This is a genomic window from Kitasatospora sp. NPDC051853 (assembly GCF_044452665.1).
Classification (GTDB): Bacteria; Actinomycetota; Actinomycetes; order Streptomycetales; family Streptomycetaceae; genus Kitasatospora.
Genome location: NZ_JBITBY010000002.1, coordinates 551,235 through 574,876, shown reverse-complemented (window position 1 = coordinate 574,876; position 23,642 = coordinate 551,235). Strand labels below are relative to the sequence as shown.

Annotated in this window: 19 protein-coding genes; 7 read left to right on the top strand and 12 right to left on the bottom strand. The window is 76.7% G+C overall.

All coding sequences use genetic code 11. The features are described 5' to 3' along the window. Positions 1–137 precede the first annotated feature (137 nt). Together ACIA8O_RS07240 and ACIA8O_RS07235 are read right to left on the bottom strand one after the other, a co-directional pair. On the bottom strand, positions 138–1,133 hold the full coding sequence (locus ACIA8O_RS07240; RefSeq protein WP_396292568.1) for an N-acetylmuramoyl-L-alanine amidase: 996 nt from the start codon (positions 1,131–1,133) through the stop codon (positions 138–140). 7 nt (positions 1,134–1,140) lie between these two features. After that, entirely contained in the window at positions 1,141–2,829 is a 1,689-nt protein-coding gene (locus tag ACIA8O_RS07235) for a hypothetical protein (RefSeq protein ID WP_396292567.1), read from the bottom strand. 206 nt (positions 2,830–3,035) lie between these two features. Between ACIA8O_RS07235 and ACIA8O_RS07230 the strand changes: the two genes are divergently transcribed. Both ACIA8O_RS07230 and ACIA8O_RS07225 read left to right on the top strand, forming a co-directional pair. Further along, a complete protein-coding gene (locus tag ACIA8O_RS07230) occupies positions 3,036–4,274 on the top strand; it encodes a hypothetical protein (protein WP_396292566.1) in 1,239 nt (412 codons plus the stop codon). Between the two features lie 51 nt (positions 4,275–4,325). Further along, on the top strand, positions 4,326–5,003 hold the full coding sequence (locus ACIA8O_RS07225) for an MBL fold metallo-hydrolase (RefSeq protein ID WP_396292565.1): 678 nt from the start codon (positions 4,326–4,328) through the stop codon (positions 5,001–5,003). A 46-nt stretch (positions 5,004–5,049) separates the two neighbouring features. Here the strand turns inward: ACIA8O_RS07225 and ACIA8O_RS07220 are convergent, their stop codons facing one another. Continuing rightward, on the bottom strand, positions 5,050–5,697 hold the full coding sequence (locus ACIA8O_RS07220; protein WP_396292564.1) for a class I SAM-dependent methyltransferase: 648 nt from the start codon (positions 5,695–5,697) through the stop codon (positions 5,050–5,052). A 190-nt stretch (positions 5,698–5,887) separates the two neighbouring features. Here ACIA8O_RS07220 and ACIA8O_RS07215 point away from each other — a divergent pair, with 190 nt between their 5' ends. Both ACIA8O_RS07215 and ACIA8O_RS07210 read left to right on the top strand, forming a co-directional pair. After that, the gene (locus tag ACIA8O_RS07215; RefSeq protein ID WP_396292563.1) at positions 5,888–6,967 is read left to right on the top strand and encodes an alcohol dehydrogenase catalytic domain-containing protein; all 1,080 of its coding nucleotides are present in this window, start codon (positions 5,888–5,890) and stop codon (positions 6,965–6,967) included. Positions 6,968–7,068: 101 nt separating this feature from the next. Then, positions 7,069–8,634, top strand: a complete 1,566-nt coding sequence (locus ACIA8O_RS07210; protein WP_396292562.1) for an LCP family protein — start codon at positions 7,069–7,071, stop codon at positions 8,632–8,634. Positions 8,635–8,723: 89 nt separating this feature from the next. Here ACIA8O_RS07210 and ACIA8O_RS07205 read toward each other — a convergent pair whose 3' ends face one another. The 6 genes from ACIA8O_RS07205 to lanL all read right to left on the bottom strand — a co-directional run bounded on the left by ACIA8O_RS07205 (position 8,724) and on the right by lanL (position 17,839). Beyond that, positions 8,724–8,876, bottom strand: coding sequence for a hypothetical protein (locus tag ACIA8O_RS07205; RefSeq protein WP_396292561.1), 153 nt, complete (start codon positions 8,874–8,876; stop codon positions 8,724–8,726). Positions 8,877–8,971: 95 nt separating this feature from the next. Beyond that, positions 8,972–10,771: an ATP-binding cassette domain-containing protein gene (locus tag ACIA8O_RS07200; protein ID WP_396292560.1), complete on the bottom strand. Its 1,800-nt coding sequence runs from the start codon at positions 10,769–10,771 to the stop codon at positions 8,972–8,974. Between the two features lie 38 nt (positions 10,772–10,809). Further along, the gene (locus ACIA8O_RS07195) at positions 10,810–12,477 is read right to left on the bottom strand and encodes an ATP-binding cassette domain-containing protein (RefSeq protein ID WP_396292559.1); all 1,668 of its coding nucleotides are present in this window, start codon (positions 12,475–12,477) and stop codon (positions 10,810–10,812) included. A gap of 359 nt (positions 12,478–12,836) precedes the next feature. Then, complete coding sequence (locus ACIA8O_RS07190; RefSeq protein ID WP_345289080.1) at positions 12,837–12,971, bottom strand: VenA family class IV lanthipeptide; 135 nt, start codon at positions 12,969–12,971, stop codon at positions 12,837–12,839. Between the two features lie 82 nt (positions 12,972–13,053). Next, positions 13,054–15,030, bottom strand: coding sequence for an alpha/beta hydrolase family protein (locus tag ACIA8O_RS07185; RefSeq protein WP_396292558.1), 1,977 nt, complete (start codon positions 15,028–15,030; stop codon positions 13,054–13,056). Positions 15,031–15,064: 34 nt separating this feature from the next. Then, positions 15,065–17,839 (bottom strand): class IV lanthionine synthetase LanL, encoded by a 2,775-nt coding sequence (gene lanL / locus ACIA8O_RS07180; protein WP_396292557.1) that lies wholly within the window; start codon positions 17,837–17,839, stop codon positions 15,065–15,067. Positions 17,840–18,251: 412 nt separating this feature from the next. Between lanL and ACIA8O_RS07175 the strand changes: the two genes are divergently transcribed. The 3 genes from ACIA8O_RS07175 (at position 18,252) to ACIA8O_RS07165 (ending at position 21,091) form a co-directional block, all read left to right on the top strand. Further along, positions 18,252–19,082: a Nif3-like dinuclear metal center hexameric protein gene (locus ACIA8O_RS07175; protein ID WP_396292556.1), complete on the top strand. Its 831-nt coding sequence runs from the start codon at positions 18,252–18,254 to the stop codon at positions 19,080–19,082. Positions 19,083–19,179: 97 nt separating this feature from the next. Then, entirely contained in the window at positions 19,180–19,920 is a 741-nt protein-coding gene (locus ACIA8O_RS07170) for a zinc ribbon domain-containing protein (RefSeq protein ID WP_396292555.1), read from the top strand. 4 nt (positions 19,921–19,924) lie between these two features. Next, a complete protein-coding gene (locus ACIA8O_RS07165) occupies positions 19,925–21,091 on the top strand; it encodes a bifunctional RNase H/acid phosphatase (protein ID WP_396292554.1) in 1,167 nt (388 codons plus the stop codon). A 52-nt stretch (positions 21,092–21,143) separates the two neighbouring features. Here the strand turns inward: ACIA8O_RS07165 and ACIA8O_RS07160 are convergent, their stop codons facing one another. From ACIA8O_RS07160 to ACIA8O_RS07150, 3 genes are all read right to left on the bottom strand, one after another. After that, on the bottom strand, positions 21,144–21,287 hold the full coding sequence (locus ACIA8O_RS07160; protein WP_396292553.1) for a hypothetical protein: 144 nt from the start codon (positions 21,285–21,287) through the stop codon (positions 21,144–21,146). Between the two features lie 29 nt (positions 21,288–21,316). Beyond that, positions 21,317–22,117, bottom strand: a complete 801-nt coding sequence (gene yaaA, locus ACIA8O_RS07155; RefSeq protein ID WP_396292552.1) for a peroxide stress protein YaaA — start codon at positions 22,115–22,117, stop codon at positions 21,317–21,319. 175 nt (positions 22,118–22,292) lie between these two features. After that, the gene (locus tag ACIA8O_RS07150) at positions 22,293–23,549 is read right to left on the bottom strand and encodes a hypothetical protein (RefSeq protein ID WP_396292551.1); all 1,257 of its coding nucleotides are present in this window, start codon (positions 23,547–23,549) and stop codon (positions 22,293–22,295) included. Between the last annotated feature and the right edge of the window lie 93 nt (positions 23,550–23,642).

The following is a 23,642-nucleotide window of genomic DNA, read 5'->3' as shown; positions in this document are numbered from 1 at the left end:
CGTCGGTGTGTGTCGTGGACGGCTGTGTGGTTGACGGACGGTGCAAAAGCCTAGGGCCAAGCCGTTCGCGGCTGCACGGCGGGTTCCCGAAACCGGACAGTGTCGTGGCAAAACGCCCAAGATGACCCTCCGTCGGGTCAGCTCTTGGTAGCGCCCCCACCGGGTGTGGTGAGGAAGGCCGTGACCGCGTCGGCGATGCCCTGGGCGGCGCGCTGGCGCCACTGGGGGTCCGACATCCGGCGGGCGTCGCCCTCGTTGCGCATGTTGCCGCACTCGATGAAGACCTTGGGCACCTTGGAGAGGTTGAGCCCGCCGAGGTCGTTGCGGGTGTCCAGGCCCTGCTCGCCGATGTAGTCGGCGTAGGGCTCGTCGGTGGCGGCCTTGAACTGGTCGCGCAGCAGCGTGCCGAGACGGCGGGAGGGCTCGACGATCGCGGTGGTGTCGGCCTTCCCGGCCTTCACCCGGGCGGGCATGATCACGTGGAAGCCGCTGCGGGCGGCGGGGGCCCCGTCGCCGTGCACCGAGACCGCCGCGTCGGCCTTGGACTCGTTGCCGATCCGGGCGCGCTCGTCGATGCACGGGCCCCAGTCGCGGTCGTCGTCCTGGGTGAAGAGCACCTTGGCGCCCCGGGCGGTCAGGATCCCCCGGGCCCGGCGGGAGACGTCCAGGCTGTACGCGGCCTCGGAGTAGCCGGCGTCGGTGCTGGTGCCGGTGGTGTCGCACTCCTTGCGGGCGTTGCCGATGTCCACCTGGCGGTTGATCTGGGAGGTGTGCTTGACGTTGCCGGGGTTGTGGCCGGCGTCCAGCAGCACCGTACGGCCCGTCAGGACGCCCGCCCCGGTGGGGACGCCCGCGGCTCCGGCGGGCGGGGCCGGGGTGGTGGCGGGGGCGCTCGCGGCGGGGCCGGGCGAGGACGGGACCTCGGTCGGCCAGCTGCTCGGCATCGGCGCCTCGGGGTCCGAGGCGGGCGGAACGGCCCGGGCGGCCTTCGTGGAGCTCTCCGCCTCGGCGCCCTGACAGGCCGTCAGGGTCAGGGCGGCCGCGCAGGCGAGCGCGGTGAGTGCGGCCCCGCGGGCCCGGCGGGGGCCCGGGGCGGCGGTGGGGGAGGTGTGGGGGATGGTGGTGCGGCTCACGGGTGGTTCAGATCCTGTCCCAGGTGCGCGGCGTCAGACCGAAGGTGTTGGCGAAGCCGTTCCACTTCGCCACGAAGTCCTTCTTCGCCTGGGTCGCCTGAGGGTTGAGCTCGTTGGCCCGCTTGCGGTCTCCGGTGTTGGGGGCGGCGTTGTTGACGCAGCCCTGGCTGCCGACGGTCTTGGCCCAGGCCGCGTAGGCCCGGTCGATGTCGCCGGAGGTCTGCCAGGCGGTCCTCAGCAGCCCGGCCGCCTCGGGCCCGCCGGGCAGGTCGGTGAACTGGAGCTTCGCCAGGTCGGCCACCAGCTGGTCGCGCTGGGCGGCTCCGGTCTCGAAGACCTGCACCGCCGCGTCGATCTCCGGCTTGCCGGGGCAGCTGTTGACCTTGGCCACCGCGTTGCCGATCGGCGCCTTCGCCCCCTCGCCGCGGGCCAGCAGGTCGTTCAGCGCCTTGGCCTGGGCGGCGGCCTGCGGGCCGCCGGTGGTGGACGGGGACGGCGAGGGCGACGGCTCGGTGGTGGTGGGGGCGGTCGGGCTCGGCCCGGAACCGTCCGGGGTCTGCGCCGGAGCGGGCTGGGGCGCGGTGGCACTGCCGGAGGGGGACTTGGCGGTGCCGCCGCCCTCGTCGCCGGAGTTGCGGACCGCCCAGGCCACACCGACGCCGAGCACGATCACCAGCACCACGCCGATCGCGGCGAGCAGCGGCACGCGGCGGCGCGGACGCTCCTCGGGGAGGTCCTCGTAGTCGTACTCCTGGAAGCGGGGCGGGAACTGCGGCTGCTGCTGCGGGTGCTGGGGGAACGCCGGGAACTGGCCCGGGGCGGGGGCACCTGCTCCGGCGGCCGGGGGGAAACCGCCCGGCTGCTGGGCGTGGGGCTGGGCGGCCGGGGGGAAGCCGCCGGGGGCCGCCGCGGCCTGCGGGAAGCCGTAGCCGCTGGGCTGCTGCTGGGCGGGGGCCTGCGGGGTGCCGAACTGCGGTGCGGCGGGCGCGGGTTGGGGTGCCTGGGGGAAGCCGGGCGGCGGGGTCTGGGCGGCCTGGGCCGCCGGGGGGAAGCCGGCCGGGGCGCCCTGCGCGGGAGCGGGAGCGGGGGCCGCGGCCTGGGGGAAGCCGTAGCCGCCGGGGGCGCCCGGGGCGGCGGGTGCGCCGGGGGCGGGCTGGGCGGGGTAACCGTAGCCGCCGGGTGCGCCGGGGGCGGTGGGGGGGAAGCCGTAGCCCGCGCCGGTGGCCTGCGGCGGGGTGCCGGGGCCGGGCTGCGGGAGGTACGGGCGGGCGCCGACCGGCGGGCCCTGGTCGCCGACCGCGCCGGGCGGGGGCGGGCTCTGGGCGGGGTGGCCGTAGCCGCCCGGGGCGGCGGGGGCCTGGGGGTGGCCCGGCTGAGGGGCCGTCAGCGGCGGCTGCCCGGGAGCGGCCGGGCCGCCCGGGGGCGTCGGGGCCGGGGCGGCCAGCTGGAAGATCGCGGTGCTGGGGCCGTCGTCCGGCGGCCGCTGCCCGGGTGCGGCCGGGGCGGTGGGAGCCCCCGGGAAGGCCGGGGCGGCCGGGGCGCCGGGCTTGCCGAGGGGCACCTGCGGGGGTGCGGGCTGCTGCGCCTGCTGGGGTTGCGGGGCCGCCTGGGCGGGCGAGGGGCGGATCCACCCGCCGGCGCCGCCCCGGGCGGTCGGGTCCCAGACCGCCGGCGCGGTGCTGTCCTGCTCGGTCATGCCTGGCCTCGCCCCCGCTGTGGAAGTGGTGCGTCCTGGGTTCGCGTCGTCCGTCCGTTCGGCGACACGGTACCGGCAGTTCTCGGGCGCACCAACGCGGGGCACCCGGTCCACTCGGCATTCGGGATGACGTTAGAGCATCCCCGATCGTGCCCGCAGGACGACAACGATCTTCGAGGCTCGTTCACCCGTGCGATCATCCCGGGATGGACCACGAGGACGCACGGGGGAGCGCACTCGCTTCCCTGACGGGGCTGCTGGACCGTTCGATCGGGCAGATCGCGGAGGCCGCGGCGGACGGCAGGACGTACGACCGCGGACGGATCGTCATGCTGTCGGACATCTGGGACAACTTCACCGTCCCGCTGGTCCGGGCCGTCTCCGCCGCCACCCCGGCCGAGCGGGAGGAGCGGGCCCGGGCGGTGCTGGCGGAGCTGGTGGTCAGGGGCCCGGCGAAGCGGGCCTGGGTGCTGGAGCAGCTGGGCGGGGGCTGGGTCGGGGAGTTGCCGCCGGGGTGGCAGCCGCTGCCGTACCGCAACTACGTCGCCCGGGTTCAGCCGGGCTTGTCGGCGCTCAGCCCGGAGACGCTCGCCGAACTGACCGCCGACTACGACCCGGCGGTGGCCGAGGTGCGGCGCCTGTGGGTGGAGCGTGCCGGGCGGGATGCGGTCTCCGGGACGCTCGACCTCACCGTCGGTCGGCGCTTCGCCGCCCCCGGCGCACGGGAGGCGGCCCGGTGGCTGGTCGAGTTCGAGGGCGTGGCCGAGGCCCGTTTCGCCGGCGCCGACCGCTCGGGCGCCGAGTTCGGCTGCGACGACGCGGGGGTGACGGTCCGTCTGGGGACGGGCGGGCTGATCCGCGCGGCTGCGGCCGAGGTGCGGGTCGAGGACGTCCACTGGCACGACTCCGCGGCCGGCCGGCGGGCCGACGCCGTGGTGCCGCCGCTGGACCCGGACCGGCCCAGGCCGGCCCGGGGCGGGGAGCCGGAACTCGGCGCGGCGGCGTACCAGGTGGCGTCCGTGCTCCACACGGCGATGCTGGAGCTCCGCTCGGTCCGGTACGCGCACCGGGTCGGTCGGGTGGCGGTGTCGGAGATCTGCCGGCTGTTGGCGGGCGCGGGCCGGGGGCTGCTGGCGGCGGCCGGCTCCGAGGCCGGGATGCGGCGGGTGTACGAGGAGTGGGAGGCCCGTTGTCCGGCCGACGAGCCCGACGGGCCTGACGGGCCGTCGGATTCCGACGGGCCGTCGGGGCCGGACGGCCAGGTCCGGTTCGTGAGTTGGAGCGCCGCCGAGGAGTCCCGTCCCGATGCGGCACTCGTCAACCTGGCCCTGCCACCCCTCGAAGGGGACGGCCCGTGGCGGATGGCCGCCCGTCGGTACCCCGAACCGGCCGTCTTCCGGCTGGAGTTGACCGGCGGCCGGCTGACGGTGGAGACGGCGGGCTGAGCCCAGGGCGAACGCGGGAACGCGGTGCGGCGGCCGGGCGTCGGGCCGGGTATGGAGATCATCGAGGTGGTGCCGCGGCTGCGGATGCTGAGGTTCGAGGTCGGGGCCGCGTATCTGTGGGACGACGGCGGGGAGTTGACGCTGGTGGACACCGGGTCGGCGGACCGGGCCGGGGAGATCGAGGAGGCACTGAACGGGGGGCGGCTGCGCAGGATCGTGCTGACGCACTTCCACGAGGACCACAGCGGTTCGGCCGCCGAGCTGGCCGGGCGGCACGGGGCGGAGGTGGTGGCGCACCGGCTGGAGGCGCCGGTGATCCGGGGCGAGGTGCCGGGCCCGCCGCCGGTGCTGGAGGAGTTCGAGCTGCCGATCTGGGAGTCGCTGCCGAAGCTGCCGTCGGCCCCGCCCTGCCGGGTGGACCGCGAGGTGGCGGACGGGGACGGGCTCGACTTCGCGGGCGGGGCGGTGGTGGTGGCCGCGCCCGGGCACACCGACGGTTCGCTGGCGCTCTGGCTGCCGGAGCCGAGGGTGCTGTTCACCGGCGACTCGGTGGCCAACGTGAACGGCCTGACCATGCTCGGCGTCTTCAACACCGACCGGGCCCGCGCGGTGGAGTCCTTCCACCGGCTGGCCGCGCTGGACAGCGACACCGTGCTGTTCGGCCACGGTGACCCGCTGGTCGGCGGGGCGGCCGGGGCGCTGCGCGCGGCCGCCGCGGTGACGGTCTGACGGAGGGTCCGCGGACGGCGCGTCAGGCGGCCTACCGGGTGGCGTGTCAGGCGGTGCGGCGGCGCAGGACGCGGAGGGAGCCGGTGACGGAGAGCTCCTCGAAGCCGTCCGCCAGGGCGCGCAGGTAGACCCGGTACGGGGCCTGCCCGCCGTCCGCGGGGTCGGGGAAGACGTCGTGGATGACGAGCAGGCCGCCGTCGGCCAGGTGCGGGGCCCAGCCCAGGTAGTCGGCGGTGGCGTGCTCGTCGGTGTGGCCACCGTCGATGAAGACCAGGGCCAGCGGGGTGGACCAGAGCGCGGCGATCTGCGGCGAACGGCCGACCAGGGCGACCACGTGCTCCTCCAGGCCCGCGTGGAAGAGGGTGCGGCGGAAGGCCGGCAGGGTGTCCATCCGGCCGACCTCGGGGTCGACCAGCGAGGTGTCGTGGTACTCCCAGCCGGGCTGCTGCTCCTCCGAGCCCCGGTGGTGGTCGACGGTGAGTGCGACGGTGCCGGCGGTCCGGGCGGCGTCGGCCAGCAGGATCGCGGAGCGGCCGCAGTAGGTGCCGATCTCCAGCACCGGTCGCCCGGTGGCCCGGGCCGCCTCGACGGCGGCGGCGTACAGCGCGAGGCCCTCGTCCACCGGCATGAAGCCGGTCGCGGCCTCGAAGGAGGCGAGCACCTCGGGAGCGGGGGCCGGGCGGAGGTCCGTCATGGTGCTGCTCCCTGGGTGCGGTGCGGGTCTGCCGGTGCGAACCCTACTGGAGGGTAGTCGGGGTCTACCGACGGGTCGGGGGATGGGGTATACCTGGGAGCCGATTTCTGGAACTTGTTCTAGATCGCGGCGGTCGTAGGCTGCTGCCACCACCCTCACCACCCACAGGCGAACCCCGGGAGCGAGCCCCATGCGCGCAGCGATCCTGCACGAGACCGGCCAGGACAAGCTGGAGGTCCGCGAGGACGTCGAGGCGGTCGGCTTCGGCCCGGGCAAGGTCCGGGTCCGGCTGCGGGCCACCAGCCTGTGCCACTCCGACCTCTCCGCGATGAGCGGGGTGCTGCCGCAGCCGGCCCCGTTCGTGCCCGGGCACGAGGGCGCGGGCGACGTGGTCGAGGTCGGCGAGGGCGTGACGGGCGTCGCGGTCGGCGACCGGGTGGTGCTCTGCTGGATGCCGCCCTGCGGCAGTTGCCCGCACTGCCGCCGGGGCCAGGGGCACCTGTGCGTCACCAGCCTGCGGCGGCTCGGCACCCCCGGCTTCGCGCTGGCCGACGGCACCGAGGTCTCCGGCTTCTACAGCACCGGCACCTTCGCCCAGGAGCTGGTGGTCACCGCCGACAGCGTCATCCAGGTGCCGGCCGACATGCCGTACGAGCAGGCCGCGCTGATCGGCTGCGGGGTCACCACCGGGCTCGGCGCGGCGGTGAACACCGCCCGGGTGGAGCCCGGCAGTTCGGTCGCGGTGATCGGCGCCGGCGGGGTCGGCGTGGCCGCCGTCCAGGGCGCCCGGATCTGCGGGGCGGCCCGGATCACCGTGGTCGACCCGGTGGAGTCCCGGCGCGAGCGGGCGCTCGGCTTCGGCGCCACCGAGGCGATCGCCCCCGAGGGGCTCAAGGCGGCGGCCAAGGGCCAGGAGGCGGGCGGCTTCGACTACGTCTTCGAGGCGGTCGGCCGCGGGGCGACCGTGCGGGCCGCCTACGACGCCACCCGGCGGGGCGGTGCGGTGGTGGTGATCGGGGCCGGGGCCCGGGAGGACCTGGTGCAGTTCAGCATGGGTGAACTGTTCTTCAACGAGAAGCGTCTGCTGCCCTCCATGTACGGCGGCGGCGACGTGCGGCGCACCGCCGCCCGGGCCGTTGACCTCTGGCGGGCCGGCCGGCTGGACCTGGCCGGGATGATCACCCACCGGCTCGGCCTGGACGGGGTGAACGAGGCGATCCGTCAGATGCGCAGCGGCGAGGCCCTCCGCACGGTCATCACCCTGGACTGAACGGCTTCCGGCGGCGGCGCCCGCGCGTGGCCTTCGTCACGTCGGCGGTGTTTTTCGGACGACGGCGTTACCAATCAGGCCGCCGGTGCGTGTCTGTTGCCATGACCATTGCCGAGCCGAAGCCGGAGGGCCGCGCCGCCGCACGCCGGGCGGCGGCGAGCAGCGGACGCCGCCGGAAGAAGAAGGGCCGCCGCCGGGTGCTGGTGCCCGTGCTGGTGACCACCGGGGCGTTGGTGCTGGCCGCGGGCGGGGGCGCCTTCCTCTACCTGCGGCACCTGGACTCCAACATCCGGTCCGACCAGCTGGGCGCCGGCAACGCCGCGCCGCCGCCCGGCCAGGCCGACGCGCAGGGCCGGGTGGCGATGAACGTCCTGGTGATCGGCACCGACAGCCGCAAGGGCCTCGGCGGCGGCTACGGCGACCGGGGCAACACCGGCCTGGGGAACAACGACGTCAACATCCTGCTGCACGTCTACCCGGACCGGAAGGCGGCCGTCGCGCTGGACCTGCCCCGGGACTCGCTGGTCGACCAGCCCAAGTGCGTCGGCAAGGACGGCAGGACGGAACCGGCGCGGACCGGCTGGCCGCTCAACGCCGCGATGGGCCGGGGCGGGCCGGGCTGCGTGAAGGACACCGTCGAGGCGGTCACCGGCCTCAAGGTCGACTCCTGGCTGGTCGTCAACTTCCAGGCCGTCAAGGACCTGACCGACGCCGTGGACGGCGTCGAGGTCAACCTGTGCAGTCCGGTGAACGACCCCGACTCGCACCTCGACATCCCGGCCGGGCCGTACAAGCTCTCGGGCGAGCAGGGGCTCCAGTTCGTCCGCACCCGGCACACCGTCGGGGACGGCACCGCGATCGGCCGGTTCTCGATGCAGCGCGCCTACCTGTCCTCGCTGCTGCGCAAGCTCACCGACAAGGGCACCCTGCTGAACCCCGCCACCGCCTTCGGGGTGGTCGAGGCGGCGACCAAGGCGCTGACCGTCTCCGACAACATCGCGGGCACCACCAAGCTGGTCTCGCTCGCCACCGAGCTCAAGGACGTCAAGCCGGCCGAGGTGGACTTCGTCCAGCCGCCCACCTCCTTCACCAACGACCACCCCAACCCGGACTTCCGCTCCAAGAACCGGCTGGACCAGCCCGGCTCCAACCAGCTCTTCGCGCTGATCCGGGCCGACAGGCCGCTCAGCGGCGGCGAGGACCACGGGGCCTCGCCGCAGCCCTCCCCGAGCGCACCGCCGTCCCCGAGCGCACCGCCCGCGCCGACGGTGAATCCGGCGACCGTCGGCGTCACCGTGTTCAACGGCACCGGGGAGGGGGGCCTGGCCACCGCCACGGCGGAGACCCTGGCCAAGCTCAAGTACAAGGCGGTGCCGGGCAGCGGGGCACCGAAGAACGTGGCCACCAGCACCGTCAAGTACGCGCGTGCCGACCAGCGGGACGCGGCCCGGGCGGTGGCGGCGGTGCTCGGCCTGCCCGAGTCCGCGGTGGTGGCGGGCGGCACCGGCAGCGGGGTCGTGGTCACCCTCGGGGCCGACTACCGGCCCGGCGGGGCGGCGGCGTCCGGCGCGCCGGTGCCGACGGCGGTGCCCACCGAGGTGAAGGTGCACCAGGCCGACGAGGGCGGCTGCACCAAGGTCAAGACCGGCGGCGCGCCCCTCCAGTGAGACGCCGACGGCCCGCCGTCCGTCCCGTACGGGTGCGGACGGCGGGCCGTCGGAGGTGCTGCGGGCCGGTCGGCCCCTGACCTGCCCGGTCAGCGGCGGTGGCGGCCGTGCGGGTTGGCGTCGGCGTGGTCGTCGGCGGCGGTGCCGCCCCGGTGGCGGCCGTGCGCGGTCTCGGACGGGGCCTTGTCGGCGCCGGGCCCGGTGCTCTCGTGGTCGCTGGTGTCGGTGCGGTTCTCGGACATGCGTTCGTTCTTCCGTGCGAGGGTCCCGGCTCTGCCCGAGCCGGAGTACGTGGGCCACCCTATCCAGCGGATCCGACGGGCACCCGCCGGGACGATCACGGGCCGGGCACGATCGCCCCGCTCAGGGGCGGCCGTGCGGCGGACCCGAGCCAGTGGCCGACCAGCTCCCGGTAGAGCGGCGACAGCACCTGCAGGTCACCGTGGCGGGCCGTCAGGGCGCGCCCGGAGTCCAGCAGCAGCACCCGGTCGGCCCGCAGTGCGGAGCCGATCCGGTGCGCGATCACCACCAGGGCGCCCGGCCGCCGGGAGAACGCCGCCTCGGCCACCGCCTCGGCCGTCGCGTCCAGGTGGCAGGTGGCCTCGTCCAGCACCACCAGCGGCGCGGGGGAGAGGTACGTCCGGACCAGGGCCAGCAGTTGGCGCTCACCGGCGGAGAGCACGGCCGGGTCCGGCAGCCCGGCCGGGAGCCCGCCGAGCCGGTGCAGCAGCTCGGTGGCGCCCACCTCGGCCGCCGCGGCGGTGATCTCGGCGTCCGTCGCGTCCGGGCGCAGCCAGCGCAGGTTCTCCCCGACGGTGCCGGCGAAGAGGTAGGCCTCCTGGGGCAACAGGGCCACCAGACGGGCCCGTTCGGGGCCGGGCAGCGTGTGCGGGGCGGTCGCGGCGCCCAGGGTGACGGTGCCCTGCTGCGGCGGCAGTAGCCCGGCGAGCAGTGCGGCCAGAGTGGACTTGCCCGCGCCGCTCGGGCCGACCACGGCCAGGTGCTCCTCGGGCCCGAGGTCGAGGTCCAGGGAGGTGAACAGCGGCTCGGCGGCCGCCCCTTGGGTGTGCCGGAGGGCGCGGACGGTGAGCGGCACGGGGGTCGGAGCGGGCGCGGGCGCGGGCGGGGGCGAGACGGGCGAGGCGGCGGGCGCGGGGCGGGTGGCGCCGGGGGGAGCGGCGTGCGGCGCGGCGGGGAGGGCGGCCAGGCGGTCGAGGACGACGACGAGTTCCAGCAGCCAACTGCCCACCATGCCGGCCAGGCTGCGCACCGCCGGTTCCAGCTGCTGGAGCAAGTAGGCGGCCACACCGATGAGCTGACCGAGCGTCAGGTGTCCGTGGCGCAGCATCCAGGGGGCCGCCAGCACCACCAGCAGGACGGGGGCCCGGCCGGCCAGCGCCACGCTCAGGGTGCGCAGCGCGGCCGCCCGGCCGAGCGCGCGGACCGCCGCGCCCTGCGTCTCCACCGCCTCGCCGACCGCCCGCTCCACCCGGGGCAGGGCCCCGCTCGCGGTGATGTCCCGCACCCCGGCGAACGCCGCCCCGGCCTCGGCCGCCACCCGCTCGTCGGCCAGCACCACCGCCCGCTGACGGGCCACCAGCGGCCCCAGCAGCCGGGCGAAGAGCAGCCCGCCGAGCAGCAGTGGCGGCAGCACCAGCGGCAGGGTGGCGGGAGCCAGCACCGTCAGGCCGATCACCGCCGCCGGTACGGTGATCCCCACCCCGCGCAGGGTGCGCAGCAGGGCGGCGGTCAACTGCCGTGCGGACTCCACCTGTTCGGTCAGTCGGGCCACCTCGGCGGGCCCGTCCCCCGACGGCTCGGTGCGGCTCAGCGCACCGCCCACCACCCGGTGCACCAGCACGTCCCGCAGCGGCTCCACCACGGCGGCCACGTACGGCAGCGCCGCCCGTGCCGCGTACGCCCGGACGGCGACGGCCGCACCGAAGCCGGCCAGCCAGGCGCAGCCGACCCCGGGGCGCCCGGCCAGGAAGCCGCGGTCCACGGCGGCGGCCAGCAGCAGTCCGGAGAGCAGTGCGGGCAGTGCCTCGCCGGCGGACCAGGCCAGCACCCGGACCACGGCGGGGCGGCAGGTGGCCAGGTGGGCCCGGAGCAGGGCGGCGCCGGGGCGCGGGGTCATCGGTGCCTCCGGTGGGGGTCGGTGGGGGTCGGCGGGTGTCACGGGGCGGGGCGGGGCGCGGGGACGGGCGGCGGTGCGGACGACGGTGCCGGTACTGGTGCGGTGGCCGGGTCGGTCGGGGCCCCGGCGAGGGTGGAGCGGTAGTCGGGGTCGGTGATCAGGGTGGAGTGCGGGGCCAGGGCGCGCAGGCGGCCGTTGTCCAGCCAGGCGACCAGGTCGGCCCGGGCGGCGGCCTGCGGCCGGTGGGCCACCACCAGCCGGGTGCGGCCGCGGGTCGCCCGGGCCAGGGCGGTGGTCACCTGGTGCTCGGTGGCCAGGTCCAGGCTGGAGGTGGCGTCGTCCAGGATCACCGCCCGGGGTCGCTGGGCGAGCAGCCGAGCCAGCCCCAGGCGCTGCACCTCGCCTCCGGAGAGCCGGAGTTCCGCGAGCGGGGTGTCCGCGCCGTGCGGGAGCCGGGCGAGGAAGCCGTCCGCCAGGGCGGCCCCGGTCTCCTCGGCGCCCGCGCCCTCCAGGGCCTCGCCCACGGTCGCGCCGACCAGGACGGGGCGTTCGAAGGCGTAGCCGACGGCCCGGCGGCGCTGGTCGGTGGTGAGTTCGGCCAGCGGCACGCCGTCCACCAGCACCAGCCCGGAGTCCGGTGCGCGCAGCCCCCCGGCCACGGCGGCCAGCAGTGTCTTGCCGGAGCCGGAGCGGCCGACCAGCGCCACCGTCCGGCCGCCCGGCACGGTGAGGTCGAGCGGACCGAGCAGGGGGAAGCCCTCGGCGTCGTTCACGGTGACGCCGATGAGGGACAACTCGCCGCTCCCTTCCGGGAGTTCGCGGGTGCCGGGGGGAGGGGTGGGCAGGCTGAGGAGTTCGGCGAGCCGGTCGTGGCCGGACTTGGCGTGGGCGATCCCGGCCAGCGCCTCGACCTGCTCGAAGAGGCCGAGACCGAGGGCGGCCCAGCCGGCCGCCGCGGCGAGGTCGCCCGGGGCGAGGGCGCCGCGGGAGAGCAGCAGGCCGGCCGTGCCCAGCACGGCGAGCTCCACCAGGGCGACCAGCAGCGTGGCCTGCCAGACCGTCCGGCGCTGGGCCTCCCAGAGGGCATGGCCCGCCTCGGCGAGCCGGGGGAGCGGACGCAGCACGCGTTCGGTCTCGGTGTGGCCGGCCCCGGCGGCGTGGATCGAGCGCAGACCGGCCAGGGCCCCGGTCATCCGGGCGGCCAGCTCGGACTGGGTCTCCTGGTAGCGGGTGAACGCCTCGGTGGCGTCGCGGAGGAAGAGGCGGATCAGCACGACGCCGGGGACGACGCCGGCGAAGAAGGCCGCCGCGAGCCAGGGGGAGAGCAGCCCGAGGCCGAGGATCGCGCCGAGGGAGGTGAGCAGGGCCGTGACGGCGGTGACGCGGGACGGCAGGGCGCCGCCCGCGTCGGCGGCGGCCCCGACCAGACGGGCCGTCAGGTCACCCGCGGGGTGGCCGTCGGGGACGGGGCCCCTGGCCAGGACGCGGTGCAGCAGTCTCCTGCGCAGCGCCACCGTCGCCCCGGCGGCCACCGCGGGCCCGGCCGCCGTGGCCACCACCCCGGCCACCGCCCCGACCCCCAGCACCACCCCGGGCCCCCACACCGACCCCCCGTCGACCGCCCGCCCCACCACCCCGGGCAGCGCCAACGTCGCCCCGGCCTCCACCGGCACGGCCACCACCAGGGCTATCGCCCAACTCCGCACGCTGACCTCCACATTGGCAACTTCGGGGCGCGGGGAACGGCAGAACCGGCGCGGCTGGCGAAAGTGGTCACACCGGGGGCGCGGGGAACTGCGCGCAGGGGGATGGCAGCACGTGCAACCGGCTCGCCTGCCCCGACCTGGCGGTGGTCCGCCTTCCGATTCGCGCAGTTCCCCGCGCCCCCGGTGTGACCACGTCCGCCAAGTGCTGGGGCGTCTTCCAGACTCGCGCCCGCGCGGCGGAGCCGCAGATCAGCAGAGCCCCGCGCCCCTGGAGTGACCACTTCCGCTGTCCAAGGAAAGGCGCCGGGGCCGTGCCGCTCCCCCCGGGTGGGTGCGGCACGGCCCCGGCCGAGGACCTGCTAGCTGACGGTGAAGATCAGGCAGGTCAGGATCAGACAGGTGAACTGGCAGCCGCCGCCGTGCCCGCCGAGCTCGACGGCCTCGGTCTCCGGCAGCTCCTGCAGGGCGGCCAGGTCGGTCTCGAAGTTCTCCATGGTGGGTTCCTCCCCTTGTCACGATCCGCCGTCCGCACGGTGCGGACGGCGCTCCCCCGGACCCGTCGGGCCCGGGAAATCTCTAGGTGGGCCGGCCGGTGCGCAGGAAGCCGGCCAGCAGTTCGTGCAGGACGGCCGCGCCCTCCTCGACCAGCACCTCGTGCCCGGCCCCGGCCGCCTCCACGTAGCGGAAGTCGGCGCCTTCGGCCCGCCCGATCCGCAGCAACTCGTGCCGCAGGGTGCGGGACTGACCGACCGGCACCACCTCGTCCCGGTCGCCGTGCACGATCAGCAGCGGGGCCGTCAGGCGGTGCGCCAGCTGGAGCACGTCCCGGGGGCCGAGCCGGTCGTCGACCGGGTCGCCGCCGCCGAGGCGGGTGGTGAGGGCGCGGACCGGGGCGGAGGCCTCGGCCAGCAGGCGGGCGCCGGACAGGAACGGGGCGACCACCGCGCAGCGGGCGACCTGTCCGTCCGGGGCGTGGGCGGCGGCCAGCAGCGCCAGGAAGGCGCCGTAGCTGACCCCGAAGAGGGCGGGCGGCTCCAGGCCGAGGGCGGCGCGCTGCCCGGCGATGCCGTCCAGCAGGTGCAGGACGTCGGCCAGGTCGGGGCCGCCCCAGGCGCCGCGGATGGCCATCGCGTGCTCGGTGCCGTAGCCGGTGGAGCCGCGCTGGTTGGGGGCGAGCACGGCCAGGCCCTCGGCGGCCATCCGCTGCAGGGCCGGGTCGAACTCCAGCCGCCAGGCGTCGGCCGGGCCGCCGTGCAGGGCGAGCACCAGGTGCGGGGCGCTCAGCCAGGCGTCGCCGCCGTAGACCACGGCCTCGACGGGCCCGGCGGGGCCGGCCAGTTCGAGGCTCTGGGCCGGGTGCCAGCGGCCGCCGTCGCCGGGGCCGGTGGAGCCGTCCAGGCGCCAACCGGTGGGCGTGCCGGGGTGGTTGATCTGCCAGGGCGCGGCGGCCGGGCGCTCGGCGCCGAGCGGGGCGAGCCGGAGCGGGAGCGGGGCGGCGGCCGGGGTGCCGGGCTGCCCGGAGGTGAGCAGCGCGTCGACGTCCATGGTGGCCAGTGCCGCCGGGTGGTCGGGGGCCGAGTACGGCATCCGCAGCCCCGCCGCCGACCAGTGGCCGACGGCGCCGAGGCGGCCGGGCGGCACGGGGAGCGGGGTGAGGCGGTTGAGCTCGGGCTGCCAGAGGGTCAGCGAGGAGGTGGTGCCGTGGTCGATCTGGAGCACCACCCGCCGGCCGTCCGGGCCGGGGGAGGGGTCCAGGGCGATCGGGCGCAGGAAGAGGCCGGGCAGGTGCAGGCTCTCCGGGAAGCGCAGCGGGTGCCGGCCGCCGAGCTCGCCCCAGCCGAGCCGGTCGGTGCCGGGGGCGTCGCTGCGCACCATGGCGAAGCGGGTGTCCGGGTCGTACAGCGCCAGCCGGTCGTTGCTCCGCTCGCCGATTTCCAACAGCGGGGTGACCTGGCCGAGTTCGAGGTCCAGCACCACGGTGCGGACCAGGCCCTGCTGGACCCGGTCGAGGGCCAGCAGCCGCCCGGTGCGGTCCAGCCAGACGCCGCCACCGTGCAGCCCGGGCAGCTCGGCCACCTCGATCGGCGGGGTGCCGTCGGCGGGGACCAGCCAGACCGTGGTGGCCGGCCGGGTGTCGGTGCCGAGTGCCACCGCGACCGGCGCGCCGGGCAGTTGGCCGCCCGTCGGGCCGCCGGGGAGCGGCAGCAGCCGCAGGCCGGGGCGGCGCAGGACGGCCAGCTCGGTCTCGGTGACGGGCTGTCCGGCCGGGCCGGGGGCGAGCAGCAGCAGGGCGTGCCGGTCGGCGTCGTGGCGGCAGACCAGCACCCGGCCGTCGGGCAGCGCGACCAGCTGCGAGTGCAGGCTCTCCGAGCGGCAGCCGGGCAGCGGCAGCGCGGTCGGGGTGGCCGGCCCGGTGGCGGGCAGGTGCCAGCTCTCGCTGTACCAGCCGCCGTCGGCGCCGGCGGCCAGGCAGGCCGCGTAGGAGCCGTCGGGGGCGAAGGTGAAGCTCAGGCGACGCAGCGCCTGGGCGGTGGTGCGGGTGGCGGTGTTCATCCGGGCTCACCTCCTCCGGGGGACGGGTGGTCGGTCAGTGACGGGTGGTCAGGGCGGCGGGGGTGTCCGCGAGCGGGTCCAGCCAGAGGCGGGGGCCGCCGTGGAGCAGGCGGTGCAGGAAGGCCAGCGGGCCGGCGGTGCCGGTGCCGTACGCGGGCGCCGAGCCGAGGCCGGTCTCGTCCGGCAGGACGAGCAGGCCGTCGCGCCGCACCGCGCGGGCGGTGATCAGCGCGGCCAGCTCCTCGGCGCCGTGGCGGAACCGCTCCTCGCCGGTGGCCTCGGCCAGGTCGAGCAGGTACTCGCCGTTCCCGGCCAGGCCGTGGCAGGCGCTCGTCCCGCTGTGCCAGCGGGCGTCCAGCACGGCCTGCCCGGCGGCCAGGGCCAGCCGGTGCGCCGTCCCGTCCCCGGTGGTGCGCCAGTAGCGGACCAGGAAGCTGCCGACCCCGGAGGAGCCGTGGCACCAGTGGGCCAGCTTCACGTGCGGCGGGTCCCCCGCGCTCTGCGGCCACCAGGCGGAGCCGTGCCCGCCCTGACGGGCCGTCACGGTCAGCGTCCCGAAGGCCTCGATGGCCCCGGCCAGCGCGGCCCCGTCCCCGGTGGCCTCGGCGGCCGCCAGCAGGAAGGCGCCGACTCCGGCCACGCCGTGGGCGTAGCCGAGGTGGACGATGCCGGCCAGGCTGGAGTCGAAGGTCTTCGGCACCGGCCAGACCGTCCCGTACGGCTCGCGCTCGGCGGTGGCCAGCAGGGCGGTGGCGCAGGCGGCGGCCCGGTCCAGGAAGCTGGTGTCGCCGGTCGCCCGGTACAGCCGCAGCTGGAGCATCCCGGCTCCGGCCGCGCCGTGGCAGATGTCGGGGTTGGGCCAGCTCAGCGGGATCCGGCGGGCCAGCTCGGCGGCGCGCCCGGCCAGGGCGGCGTCGCCCAGGGCCTCGGCGGCGTCGAGCAGGGCCCAGGCGGTGCCGGAGCGGCCGAAGTGCAGGCCGGGCAGCACGGTGGGCTCGGCGGCCGCCCGCCGTTCGATCCAGTCGGCGGCCCGGCGGACGGCCGTCAGGTCGCCCTCCGGGGTGGTGGCGGCCCGGGCCAGCAGGGCGAGCACCCCGGCGGCGCCGTGCTGCACGTTGCACGGGTCGGTCAACTGCCCGCCGGGGACGGTCTCCCAGAGGCGGTCCGGCCGGTCGTGGTCGGCGGTGTCGGCGATCCGGCGCAGGCCGTCGGCCAGCACTCGGTCGGCCGGGTGGACGGCGGGCCGGGGGAGTGCCGGTGCGGCCTCCTCACCGAGCCCACCGAGCCCACCGAGCTCGCCGAGCGAGGCGGCCACCCGGTCGAGCGGCCAGCGCTGCGCCGGGTCGGCGGCGCGCAGGCCGAGCACGGCGGGCGCCAGCCGACGGGCCGTCACCCCGGCCCCCGCGGCGGCCGCGAGCCAGGCGTCGAGGCCGCCCTCGCCGGGCGGCAGCAGCGGGTCGTGGCCGGTGGCCAGCAGGAAGAGCAGCCCGCCGAGGGCGTACGCGTCCACCGCCGGGCCGACCACCGCCTCGGTCAGTCCGGGCCCGTGCTCGGGCGCCCGGTACCCGGGCGTGCCCGCCGTGCCGACCACCGTGCCCGCCTCGGCGGCGAGTTCGAGGTCGACCAGGCGTAAGGTGCCGTCCGGCCGCACCAGCACGTTCCCCGGGGAGAGGTCGCGCAGCACCAGGCCCTCGCGGTGCACCCGGCCGACCAGCCCGACCAGCCCGAGCGCGACCTGCCGGGCCTCGGCCCAGGGCACGTCCGGCGTGCCGTCGGCCGCCAGTTTCCCGGCCACCCAACTGCCCAGCGGCACACCGGTGATCCGCTCCTCGGCCAGGTAGAGCGCGTCCCCCTGCTCCACCAGCTCCAGCGGACGCGGCGTCAGCCCCGTCCCGGCCAGCCGCTCCAGCAGCGCGGCCTCGTGCCGCAGCGCGGCCCGGGCGTCGGTGCCGGACCGGTCCACCTCGATGTGGGCCCGGGCCTGCTTGACGATCACCTCGGCCCCGGTGACGGTGTCCCGGCCCAGGAAGATGCCGCCCTTGGTGCCGTGCCGCACGGCCGCGGTCAGCGCGTACCTGCCCCCCAGCAGGACGCCCCCGCCCTTCTTCGCCCCGCCCTGCGCCGCCCCGGCGGCTCCGCCCGCGGCGGCGGTCGATCCCTTCCCCTCGACGGGGTCGACCGCCCAGTGCGGGCGCCGGTAGCTCGCTCCGCGGACGTCCTCGGTGACGCTGCCGTCCGGCCCGTGCAGCAGTGAGCGGTACGCGCCGTCGTTGCCCAGTTCGGCCCGGCGGGCGAAGACGCCGTAGCGGTAGTGCACCCGGCTGCCGGGGGCGTACGCCCGGTCCGAGAGGATTCCCGGGCCGGGGAATCCGGCGGTGGCCCGGTGCAATTCCGCGGCGAGCCGCAGGAACTGTTCGTCGCCCTCCGGATAGACCGTCAGGAATTTCCCGGCGGAGCCGCGGTCGCTGTTCCGCGAATTCACCTGGTGGAGCTTCTCCACGTCGGCGGTGAACTTGAACGTGCACGGGTCCTTCGCCAGCACCGCCGCCACCGCGGCCAGCACCTCGGCAGCTGCCCCGGTGGCCGCCGCGACGTGCAGCTTCCACCCCTGTGCGGGGGTGGTGGACGCGGCCGGCCGGGCCGTGCACCAGAGGCCCTCGACGGTCAACTGCCAGTCGCCGCCGCCTCCCCGGGCCCCGGTGCCGGCCAAGGCCGACCGCGCCACGTCCGTCAGCGGACCGGGTACCACCGGCCCGCCCTCCAGCGGATCCGGCCCCCCGGCCGTGCGCAGCGGTGTGCCCGCCCCCATCTGCTCCACACCCCTTCCGATCGCCCTGGCCGTCAATTCCGGATGCCCCGGAAATCACCCCGGCCGCGCCGCCGTGAATTCGACGGTGCGTCCCGAAGACCCCCCGGTCGGGGTAACTCCCGTTCGCACCACAGAAGTTACTTTCGGGAACGGGCGGACTCAACGCCGACCGGGTCACTTCACTCGTAAGGGTGATCCCGAATCGTTTTCGAATACGTGCGACCGGGGCGGTGTGAGCAGCGGGGTCCCGGCGCCGGGCCGGCACGCTCCCCTTCGTTCACCACCGACTGCCCCCGCACGCCGGTTGACGCACACCGGTCCGCATCCCGGCCCCGGTCGGAGGGGCCGTCCCCTCCCGGGCGGCGGACGGGGGCGCGCCGGGGGAACCGCCCGCGCACGGTAGTCTCGACAGGTGCCGAAACTGTCCGAGGTCATCAACGCGCTCGAAGAGCTGTACCCGCCGAGCTGGGCGGAGTCCTGGGACGCCGTCGGGCTGGTCTGCGGTGACCCGGAGGCCGAGGTCCGCCGGGTGCTGTTCGCCGTCGACCCGGTCCAGGCCGTGGTGGACGAGGCCGCCGAGTGGGGTGCGGACCTGGTGGTCACCCACCATCCCCTCTATCTGCGCGGCACCACCAGCGTCGCCGCCACCGGCTTCAAGGGCCGGGTGGTGCACTCGCTGATCCGCGCCGGGATCGCCCTGCACGTCGCGCACACCAACGCCGACCACGCCGACCCGGGCGTCTCCGACGCGCTCGCCGAGGCCGTCGGCCTGCGGGTGCTCGGCCCGCTGATCCCGGACCCGGCCGACCCGAAGGGCCGCCGCGGCACCGGACGGATCGGCGTGCTGGAGCCCCCGCTCACCCTGACCGAGTTCGCCGCACGGGTGGCGGCCGGGCTGCCGGCCACCGCCACCGGGGTCCGGGTCGCCGGCGACGGCGACCGGGTGATCACCCGGGTCGCGGTCTGCGGCGGCTCCGGCGACAGCTTCTTCGCCGAGGTCCGGGCCGCCGGCGTGGACGCCTACGTCACCGCCGACCTGCGGCACCACCCGGCCTCCGAGGCGGTCGAGGCCGCCCCGGTCGCGCTGGTGGACGCCGCGCACTGGGCCACCGAGTGGCCCTGGCTGCGGCTGGCCGAGCGCGGCCTCGCCGAGGCGGCGGCCGGCCACGGCTGGACCCTGGAGACCAAGGTCTCGCACCTGGTCACCGACCCGTGGACCGCGCACGCCCCCATGACCCGCTGAACGACCCGCTGAGCGGCACCCGCCGGAGCCGGCGCCGCACCGAAGACCTTGGCCGCACCGACGGCCGCCAGCTGACAGACCAACAGGAGCCCCCGCAGTGAACGCCGCGCCCGCCGACCAGATCCGCCTGCTCGACCTCCAGGCCATCGACTCCAAGCTCGACCAGCTGGCCCACCGCCGCCGCAGCCTGCCCGAGCACGCCGAGATCGACCGGGCCACCGCCGACCACACCGCCCTCAAGGACCTGGTGGTCGCCGCCCAGGCCCAGCTCGGCGACACCGAGCGCGAGCAGACCAAGGCCGAGCAGGACGTCGAGCAGGTCCGCGCCCGCTCCGCCCGCAACCAGCAGCGCCTGGACTCCGGCACCGGCTCCCCGCGTGACCTGGAGAACCTCCAGCACGAGAACGAGTCGCTGGCGAAGCGTCAGTCCGACCTGGAGGACGTCGTCCTCGAGGTGATGGAGCGCCTCGACTCGGCGCAGACCCGGGTCACCGAGCTGACGGCCCGTCTGGACCACTCCACCGTGGTGCTCACCGAGGCCGAGGGCCGCCGGGACGCCGCCTTCGCCGAGATCGACGCCGAGGCCGAGAAGGTCCGGCGCGACCGCGAGGCCGTCGCCCAGGTCATCCCGGCCGACCTGCTGAAGCTCTACACCCGCCTGCGCGAGCAGCAGGGCGGCGTCGGCGCGGCCCGCCTGTTCCAGCGCCGCTGCGAGGGCTGCCGGGTCGAGTTCGCCGCGGCCGACCTGAACGCCATCAAGGCCGAGGCCGCCGACGCCGTGGTCCGCTGCGAGAACTGCGGCCGCATCCTGGTCCGCACCAGCGAGTCGGGCATCTGATCCGGTGACGGGGCGCAGGTTCATCGTCGAGGCGGACGGCGGCTCCCGGGGCAACCCGGGCCCCGCCGGGTACGGCGCGGTGGTCCGGGACGGCGACACCGGCCAGATCATCGCCGAGGCCGCCGAGTACATCGGGCACGCCACCAACAACGTGGCCGAGTACAAGGGTCTGATCGCCGGCCTGCGGGCCGCCGCCGAGCTCGACCCGGACGCCCGGGTGGACGTCCGGATGGACTCCAAGCTGGTGGTCGAGCAGATGTCCGGCCGCTGGAAGATCAAGCACCCCGACATGCGGCCGCTGGCCGCCGAGGCCGCCACCGTACTGCCCCGCGCCCAGGTCGACTACAGCTGGATCCCGCGCGAGCGGAACAAGGACGCGGACCGGCTGGCCAACGAGGCGATGGACGCGGGCAAGGCCGGACGCCAGTGGGAGCCCAAGGCCCGCCCGTCCGCCACCGCCCCGGTCACCGGCCCGACCGTCCCCGCGGACGAGCCGCTGCCCGCGCCCGCCGCCCCGCGGGCCGGCTGGGCCGCCCCCGCCGACCTCGGCACGCCGACCACCTTCGTCCTGCTCCGGCACGGCGAGACCCCGCTCACCCCGGAGAAGCGCTTCTCCGGCAGCGGCGGCAGCGACCCCGCGCTCTCCGAGAAGGGCCGCTGGCAGGCCGAGCGGGCCGCCGAGGCGCTGGCCGCGCGCGGCACCGTCCAGGCCGTCGTCAGCTCCCCGATGCTGCGCACCCGGCAGACCGCCGAGACCGTCGCGGCCCGGCTCGGGATGGACGTGCGGATCGAGGACGGCCTGCGCGAGCTGGACTTCGGCGCCTGGGAGGGCCTCACCTTCGCCGAGGCCCAGGAGCAGTACCCGGACGACCTGACCGCCTGGCTCGGCTCCGCCAAGGCCAAGCCGACCGGCTCCACCGAGAGCTTCACCACCCTCACCCACCGGGTGGGCACGGCCCGGGACAAGATCCTGGCCCGCTACTCCGGCAAGACCGTCCTGGTCGTCTCCCACGTCAGCCCGATCAAGACCCTGGTCCGGCTGGCCCTGGGCGCCCCGCCGGACGCGCTCTACCGGATGGAACTCTCGGCCGCCTCGCTCTGCGCCGTCCAGTACTACGCGGACGGCAACGCGTCGCTGCGCCTGCTGAACGACACCTCGCACCTGCGCTGAGACGGTGGGGGCGGGCCCGGCCCTCCTGGGGCGGCCCGCCCCCACCGCTCCGTCAGGCGCAGGCCGAGCAGCCTCCCTGGATGACGGAGAGGTGTTCGAAGTTCCCGTCCTGCAGGGCGGAGGCCGCCGGGGCGGCCGTCACCACCGCCGCGGCCGCCACCAGCGCGACCGCCCACCTGACCACCGTGTTCCGCATGCCGTTCCCCCTCCGGGCAGTGTCCGCCGTCAGTGGATCTCGGTGACCACCACGTCGAGCTGCCACGCCTTGCGGGCGGTGCCCTCCGCCTGGACCTCGATCCGGTAGCCGAGCCTACCCAGCGCGTCCACCAACTCGCCCGGGGAGGCGGGCTCCTGACCGGCGTTCAGCAGGTCGCGGACCATCCGGCCCTTGGTGGCCTTGTTGAAGTGGCTCACCACCGAGCGCTTCAGCTCGCCGTTCACCTCGCGCTCCTGGAGCACCCGCACGGTCGCCGTCCGCGCCGCCACCGCCCCGGCCGGCTTCCAGGCCGCCGCGTACGCCGCACTGCGCAGGTCCAGCACCAGCCCCTCGGCCGCCGCCTCCGGCAGCACCTCCGCCATCTCGCGCCGCCAGTACGCCCCGAGCGCCCCCAGCGGCGGCAGCTTCACGCCCATCGAGCAGCGGTACGGCGGGATCCGGTCACCGATCCGCACCGCTCCCCACAGCCCCGAGAAGACCAGCAGCGAACGCTCGGCCAGTGCGTACGCCGCCTCGTCCAGCTTCGCCAGCCCCAGCGCGTCGAACAGCACCCCCGTGTACACCTCGCCCGCCGGCAGCGCACCCGCCGTCGGCAGCCCGGCGTTCTTCGCCACCTCCCCGCGGAGCCCCTCGCTCAGCCCGAGCACCTCCCGGGCCGTCTCCTCGTCCCCCCGGCAGAGCTCCACCAGCGCGTCCAGCACCGCCCGCCGACCCGCCGTCAGCCCGGGCAGCGACAGCCCGTCCAGCTCCAGCGGCACCCCGGCCTCCGCAGTGGCCTTCCCCTCCGACGGCGGCAACAGCACCAGCACGGCGACACCCTTCAACAGTCTGTGGCAGCGGACCCTGCAACTGTACGGGCCCGCGGGGCACCCCCGTGCCGAGTGGTGGGCCCCACCGTCAGCTCAGGGGAGCCCGTGTGCTGCCCGTGGCCCGGTACCACCCCGCAGGGCGTCGTTTCCGGCCCGGCCGCCGCCTCCGGCGGCCTCACGGCGTGTGCGGCGGGTTCCCGGGGCCTTCCGCGCCCAGCGCCCGCAGGCGGGCCCGGGCGCGGAAGGCGGCCGCGCGCGCCCCCGCCGCCTCGAAGGCGGCCAAGGCCCGGCGGACGGACTCCGCGTCACCGCCCAGCCCGGCCAGGGCCGCTTCGTACGGGCAGCCGAGCCGCTCCCAGGCGGCCACCGCGGCGGCCCGGTCCCCGGCCAGCTCCGCCGCGAACGGCCCGGCCGCCCGGACCGGCGGCACCCGTCCGCCACTGCGCCGCACCCAGACGGCGAGCGCCCCCGACAGCCAGGGGTCGCAGCGGCCGCCGGTCATGGCCAGACCGTGCCGGGCCTCCGCCGCCGTCCGCTCCTCGTCCCCGCCGAGCCAGGCCGCCTCGGCCCGCGCCACCCGGACCGGGCCGAGCAGGCGCAGGTCCACCGGATCGGCCGCCGCCACCGCCTCGTCCAACGGCGCCCACACCCCCGGCTCCCCGCACCTGGCCCGGACCGTGGCCGAGACCTGGAGCGCCCGCACCCTGGCGGGCAGCGGCAGCCCGGGCCTCCGCAGCGCCTCGTCCGCCGCCCGCGCCGCCTCCCGCCAGTGGCCTTCGATCAGCCGAAGGAACGTCAACTGTGCTTCCGCCAGCCGGAGTTCCACCCCCAGGCCATGTGTTCGGCAGTGCGCCAGCGTCCGTCCGACCACCCGTCCGGCCCGGGCCGGATCACGGTGCAGCAGAGCGGCCTCCCCGACCGCCAGCCCCGCCCGGGCCACCTCCGCCACGTCTCCGGCCTCCCGGCACCCCTCCTCGACGCCCTTCCACCCCTCGCCCCCGGCCACCACCCGGGCCAGCGCCAGGTGCCAGCGGGCCCGGGTGGCGGCCGTCCCGTCCTTCCCGTCCCTCCTGTCCGCCGCGACCGCCCGCCGGGCCCAGGCCGCCACCGCCACCGGGTCCTGCGCGGCCCCGGCCGCCTCCGCGAGGTCCAGGTACGCCCCGGCCGCCGCCGCCCCCGACAGCAGCCCGGCCGCCCGCCGCCCCGCCCGCCCGGCCTCCTCGCCCCGCCCGCACAGCCACAGCGCCTCCGCCGCCCGCCGCAGGTCCTCGCCCTCGCCGCCCCGGTCGCCGGCCGCCCGCCGCAGCGCCCCGCCCTGCCGCCAACGGTCCGCCGCCTCCACCAGCGCCCCGTTCCGCGCCCGGTCCGCCGCCCTGGCCTCCAACAACCCGGCCAGCCCGGCGAAGACCTCGCGCCGCTCCACCGCCTCCACCCGACCAGTCTCCGCCCGGCACCCCGCAGGCCGCCCCACGAGCCGGGCGGAGCGGCGCCGGTACGCCGGGTTCTGTCTCCTGGGCGGGGTGCG